Origin of the sequence: Agromyces binzhouensis (assembly GCF_004135055.1) — a bacterium.
Classification (GTDB): domain Bacteria; phylum Actinomycetota; class Actinomycetes; order Actinomycetales; family Microbacteriaceae; genus Agromyces; species Agromyces binzhouensis.
Genome location: NZ_SDPL01000191.1, coordinates 1 through 5,765 on the forward strand (window position 1 = coordinate 1; position 5,765 = coordinate 5,765).

The window sequence follows — 5,765 nt, forward strand, 5'->3', positions numbered from 1 at the left end:
GCCCATGCGGCGAGCGCCGCGAAGCCGGCCGCACCCCGCGTCGCCATCGTCGGCGCGGGACTCGCCGGCCTGCGCGCCGCGCACTGGCTGTGGCGGGTCAAGGGCATCGCCTCGACCGTCTACGAAGCGGACTCGCGGGCCGGCGGCCGGTGCTGGTCGCTGCGCGACCACTTCTCGAACGGCTTCGTCGTCGAGCACGGCGGCGCGCTCATCAACACCGACCACAATGCCACCCGCAACCTCGCCTCGAACCTCGGCCTGAGCCTCGACGTCGTCGCCGGTGGCAGCTACCAGGGCTGGGAGGACAAGTACTGGATCGACGGCGTCGACTACCCGTACGACGACGCGAACGAGGACTGGGGCGCCGTCTACCAGGCCTTCAAGGCCGACCTCGCGGCCGCGCCGTACTGCCAGACCTACGACGTGCAGACGGCGGCGGGAGTCGCGCTCGACCGCATGACCGTCGACGAATGGCTGCAGCAGAAGGTCCCCGGCGGGCTCGCGAGCCCGTTCGCCAAGCTCATGCAGTCGAACGTCATGGCCGAGTACGGCCTCGAACCGCACGAGCAGTCGGCGCTCAACCTCGTCTACCTGCTCGGCTGGAACTCGCAGAACAGCCTCGCGCCCGTGAACGGCGCCGATGAGAAGTACACCGTCCGCGGGGGCAACGACCTGCTGGTCTCGCGGATGATCGACCAGCTCCCGGCCGGGACGGTGCAGTACGGCAGGGAGCTCGTCGCGGTCGCGCAACTCGCGAACGGCACGGTCCGGCTGAGCTTCCGCTCGGGCAACTCGACCATCGACGTCGTCGCCGATCGCGCGATCCTGGCGCTGCCGTTCACGACGCTCAAGGACTGCGACCTGTCCCAATCGGGATTCTCGGCGCTGAAGCGCCGTGCGATCGCCGAGGTGGGCCTCGGCGCGAACTCGAAGATCCACGTCGAGCTCTCGCGCCGCCCCTGGGTCGAGCAGGGCTACGGCGGCGCGGCGTACACGAACAAGGAGGGCTTCCAGTGCGGCTGGGACGACACGGCCGACCAGCCGCTGCCCGCGGGAGTGTTCAACTTCTTCCCGGCCGGTGACCAGGTCAAGGCCTGGAAGGGCGACCCGTTCGGCGTGGCCCCCACCGCGCAGGTGAACTCCTACCTCGCACAGCTCGAGCCGATCTTCCCCGGCGTCACCGCGGCGTACACGGGCCGCTCGTACCGCGACGCCTGGTGGGCCAACCCGTGGTCGAAGGGCGCCTACACCTGCCAGCGTCCCGGCCAGTACACCGAGCTGTTCGGCGTCGCCGCGGTGCCGGAGGGCAACGTGCACTTCGCGGGCGAGCACACCAGCGTCTACTACTTCGGCTTCCTGAACGGCGCCGTCGAGTCGGGCGAGCGTGCGGCGAAGGCGGTCGCGCTCTCCTGAGTCGGCGAGTGCGGCCGGTCAGGGCGCGTCGGGGCAGGTGCGTCGGTACGGCTCATCACCGAAGTGGTCCGCCCATTCGGTCCTCGTGAGCTGGCGCGACGCGAGCGCGCACGCCGCGACGCGCATCGCGTCGACGTCGCGGGCGGCGATTCCGCCGTCCGGTCGCCAACGCCGGATCGTGGCGGGATCGCGCGTGACGGTCACGATCTCGGAGGTGCCGACGACCCGATCCATCGTGGACGTCGACGACGGAAGCGGCTCCAGGACCCGGCGGAGCGGCTGCCCGCTGTCGAGGTCGTACGACCAGATCCCGTCGACGCGGCTGCAGAGGAAGCCGGATACCGGGGCGACGAGGACCGTCCGGCATCGGAGATCCGTCCGGACCCAGTCCACGTCACCCGATGGCACGCGGATCCGCGCCGCCCGGTCGGAGGACATCGCCAACAGCCCGCCGCTCCCGTCCGACGCCAGCAGGAGCGAGGTCATCGAGAGGTTCCCGTCGACGGGGAGGTCGATGACCTCGGTGAGCGCGAGCGTCTCGGCGTCGTAGACACGGAGGTGGTCGCGGGCGCCGACGTACAGGCGGCCGTCGACGAGCGCGAGCCGCTGGAGGCCGATCCCGTCCTCGGACGCCGCTGCGGCCTCGGGAGGGCGGATGAGGCGGCCGGTCTTCAGGTCGATCATCGCCGGCTCGCCGGCACCCCGCAGGAGCAGGTAGGCGGCGCGGCCGTCGGGGGCGAGCACCGGGCGATCCGTGAGATCCACTGCCAGGGTCGTCGCCTCGAGCGCGAACCCGCTCGATCGAAGGGGCACGCCGACGAGGTCGCTCACGCAGCAGGACTCCGACTCGGTCGACGAGGGACGACGGGTGTGGATCAGCGCCGTCGACCCGTCATCACTGACGATCACCTGGCGGTACGGGGCGGCCGAGCGGCTCACGCTGCGCGCCGCCTCGCCCCCGAGGGACGTCAGGTCCACGTCCAGTTCGCGTACGACCTCGCCCGTCGTGAGGTCGAGGATCATCGTGACGGCACCCGAGCCGGCCTCACCGCCCTCCCCGGCCGGATCGACCGCGATGAGGGCCGTGCGGGTTCCGGGGACGACCGCCGCGGCGACGCTCACGGCATCGGGGAACCGCACAGTGCGCACCAACCCGTCCGCATTGCCGAGGGCCCCCTCCAGCGCGATCCTGGCACGGGGGTCCTCGGGCCAGCGACGGTGGACCTCCGCCGCCACGAGCGCCGCGACCTCCCGATCCGTCGCCGCGCTCGACGCCGTCGAGGTGAGCGCTTCGATGCGGACCTCCTCGGCGGCGGCCTCGGCGTCCGCACTCCGGACGACCGCCACGCCCGAGGCGATGACGGCGATCACCGCGAGGATCGCCGACACCGCGAGAGCGACGCGAAGCCTGCGGTTGCTCGCCCGCTCCCGTTCCGCGCGCTCCTCCAGTTCCCGCACCTCATCGCGGTGCGCGGCGAGCGACGCCGCCACGTAGTCGGACTCGGTGCTCGTGAGCTCGGGAGCGGCGCGCTCCCGCCATTCCACGGTCGCCTGCAGGCTCGCACCGCGCATGAGCTCGTCGTCGGGTCGTCCGGCGGCGTCCCACGCGGCAGCGGCGGCTTCGGTCCGGCGCAGCATCCGCGCGTCCCCGGCATCCTCGTCGAGCCATGCGTCCAGCCGCGGCCAGGCCCGACCGACGGCCTCGTGCGCGATGATCGCGGAGTCGCGGTCGATCGTGACCAGCCTCGCCGCGACGAGGGACTCGACGACGGCGCGGCGCGTGGCCCCGTCGGCGAGCGTCTCCAGCGGCACGCGGCGTCGCACGGTCGCGCCCTCGGGGGTGCGCTCGACGAGTCGCATCATGAGCGAGCGGCAGACCTCCCGCCCCTCCGTGCCGAGGGCGCCGTAGACCTGCTCGGCGGAACCGGCGATCGCGCCGGCGATCCCGCCGACGGCGTCGTATCCCTCGAGGGTGAGGGTCGCGCCGTCGCGACGGCCCCACGTCGCCGCGAGTGCGTGGGACAGCGCCGGGAGGATGGCGGCGCGACTCCCGGCGTCGCGGAGGATCACCTCGACCAGGCCGGTCTCGAGCGAGAGACCCGCGGCCTCCGCGGGCCCGGTGCACGCGAGACGGAGTCCGCCCTCGTCCATCGGGGCGAGGGCGTAGACGTCCTGCCCGAGCGCGGCGCCGATCACCGGGACCGCGCTGGCCCGGTCCAGGAAATCGGAGCGGAGCGTGAGGACCATGCTGCCGCCGGCATCGAGCCACGAGCGGATGAGCGCGCCGAGCTCGCGCAGCTCGTCGTCCGGCAGCTCGAGCAGTTCCTCCGCCTGGTCCACCGCGAGCGTGACGGGCTCGCCCGAGACCGTGTCGCGAAGCTCGGCCAGGCCCGACTCGTCCGGAGTGATGACGACCACGCTGCGGCCCAGCTCGCGCAGCCGCGGCACCACGCCGGCACGCAGCACCGAGGACTTGCCCGACCCGCTCGGGCCCACGATCGTGACGACCGCTCCGGGCCGGACGCGGGCGAGGATCGCCCCGATGTCGCGATCGCGTCCGAAGAACACCGCCGCATCGTCGACGTCGTAGGCGACGAGTCCGCGGTACGGGCACGACTCGTCCGCGCCGCCCGGCCGCCCGCCCGGCGGTCCGACGTCCGGCTCGAGTGCGGGGTCGTGGCGGAGGATGTCGACCTCGAGGCCGCGGAGCTCGTCGCCGAGGTCGAGCCCCAGCTCCTCCACGATCCGCACGCGGGCGGATCGGAGGACCCCGACCGCGTCGGCCTGGCGCCCGGCACGGTAGTTCGCGAGGGCGAGAACGGCCCAGCGGTGCTCGCGCAACGGCGCCTCCCGCACCATCCGCTCGGCATCCGGGATGACCGCCGCGTCCTCGCCCAGCCGGAGTCGCGCGTCGAGCAGCTCCTCCTCGGCATCGGCGTGGATCTCGGCGAGGCGGGCCGCCTCGACGCGAGCGGGCGGCCAGTCGGGGACGTCCGGGTAGGGGTCGCCTCGCCACAGGTCGAGCGCGCGGCGATAGGCGGCAGCGGCGCGGTCGTGCGCACCCTCCAACCCGAATCGCCGCGCACGGGAGACCTCGCGCTCGAACGTCACGGCGTCGACCGCGTCATCCGGAATGCCGAGTCGGTAGCGGCCGCCGACCGTGAGCACGGCGTCCCTGCCGAGACGCGATCGGATCCTGGCTATCGCGTTCTGGACCTGCTGCGTCCAGGTCTTCGGGAGCCGCTCACCCCAGCACGCGTCGGCGAGCTCGTCCGGCGACACCGGCCGCGCGCGACGCACGACGAGGGCGGACAGGATGATCCGCTCCCTCGGACTGAGCGCCGGCCCGCCGGTGTCGAGGGGACCGAGCACGCACACGGTCATGATGGCAGTGTGGGTCGGTGCGACGGACACGTCAACGGGGTCGGGTCACCGCTCGAGGACGGTGATGCCCACCATCGGCGGCGGGACGGGACCGGGCCGCATCTCGAGCGCGACGACGAAGTCGTCGTCGGCGAAGCCCCAGTGCTCGCCCTCGTCACCGCTGCGGAGTGGGCCGTTCGAGACCTGCGGAACGATCTCGCCGATCCGCTCGGCCAGCTCCTGCGCCTGCTCCGGCTCGTCGGTCTCGAAGATCATGTCGAAGACCCCGGGAGCCACGCCGGAGTAGACGAGTTCCCCGTCCGGGAGCGGGAACTGCGCGGGGAAGTCGTCGGCGACGCCCTGGATCACCTCGACGTACTCCCCCTCCTCGCCGTAGGCCTCCCAGATCGGGTCGTCCCACTCCGCCTCGGCGGCGGCCTCCGCTCCGGCGGTGGCGGTCGCCGCGGGCTGGTCGCCCTGGCCTCCGGAGGCGCACCCGGTGAGCAGCAGCGCGGCCGCCGTCGCCACTCCTGCGATCTTCCGATGCACGCCGCTGCGATCAGTGGTCGCTTCGAACATCATTCTCTTCACCTCTCGGACTCTGCAACGGGCGGCATGTGGTCGTCGCCCTCGGCCGGGGAGCGCGGTACGTTCTCCCCTCTCGTGCTCCGAGGCTGCATCAGGGCACTATCCGTTCGCTATCCGGGCGGGTCTCACGGGTATCCGGCGGCCGCTCAGGGCCGATCCCGCAGGTAGGCGACGCTCGCCGCGACGCGGCGGTGCGTGTCGGGTCCGGGCTGCAGCTCGAGCTTCTGGAAGATCGCGTTGACGTGCTTCTCGACTGCGGAGAGCGAGACGTGCAGCTCGCGCGCGATCGCGGGGTTGCTGCGGCCGGCCGCGACGAGCGCGAGCACCGCGGACTCGCGGTCGGTGAGGCGATCGAGTCGCGCGTCGGGGCCCACGGCGTCGGCGGTGCGCGGCTCCGGTGC

General features: G+C 72.8%; 4 protein-coding genes. 1 reads left to right on the plus strand and 3 read right to left on the minus strand.

From position 1 onward, the window contains the following. Positions 1-1,413: flavin monoamine oxidase family protein (locus ESO86_RS10275; protein ID WP_165307619.1), on the plus strand; the 1,413-nt coding region annotated here is incomplete at its 5' end. A gap of 18 nt (positions 1,414-1,431) precedes the next feature. Here the strand turns inward: ESO86_RS10275 and ESO86_RS10280 are convergent. The 3 genes from ESO86_RS10280 to ESO86_RS10290 all read right to left on the minus strand — a co-directional run. Next, on the minus strand, positions 1,432-4,797 hold the full coding sequence (locus ESO86_RS10280) for an nSTAND1 domain-containing NTPase (protein WP_129234812.1): 3,366 nt from the start codon (positions 4,795-4,797) through the stop codon (positions 1,432-1,434). A gap of 45 nt (positions 4,798-4,842) precedes the next feature. After that, complete coding sequence (locus tag ESO86_RS10285) at positions 4,843-5,358, minus strand: hypothetical protein (protein ID WP_129234813.1); 516 nt, start codon at positions 5,356-5,358, stop codon at positions 4,843-4,845. Between the two features lie 152 nt (positions 5,359-5,510). Next, positions 5,511-5,765, minus strand: a 255-nt coding sequence (locus ESO86_RS10290; protein WP_207207088.1) for a response regulator transcription factor, incomplete at its 5' end; no start/stop codon positions are given.